This window comes from Anoxybacillus sp. LAT27 (assembly GCF_022030075.1).
Taxonomy (GTDB): domain Bacteria; phylum Bacillota; class Bacilli; order Bacillales; family Anoxybacillaceae; genus Anoxybacillus; species Anoxybacillus kestanbolensis.
On the sequence record NZ_JAIWYK010000380.1, the window covers coordinates 1 to 226 of the forward strand.

Consider the following 226-nt stretch of genomic DNA (forward strand, 5'->3'; position numbering starts at 1 on the left):
CATCTTTATTTCCCCCGTCAATGAGAATGTCCTCACCATTTGGTGCCTTGATATAAATACTATCCCCCTGTCCAACATTGATAAAGTGAACATACAGTGTTTTGGTGGCGGCTTTAGATATTGAACTGGTTGGAACGATCATAAAAGTTAAAGCGAGAATGACGGAAAGTAGAACTTTTAATTGCCTCATACAAATTCCTCCCCCTTTTTGATACAAGAAAATTAT

Annotated in this window: 1 pseudogene; it reads right to left on the minus strand. The window is 37.6% G+C overall.

Going from position 1 to position 226, the window contains the following annotated elements:
* Nucleotides 1-190, minus strand: a pseudogene (locus LD028_RS09875) (MBL fold metallo-hydrolase); the annotation flags it as partial.
* Nucleotides 191-226 lie beyond the last annotated feature (36 nt).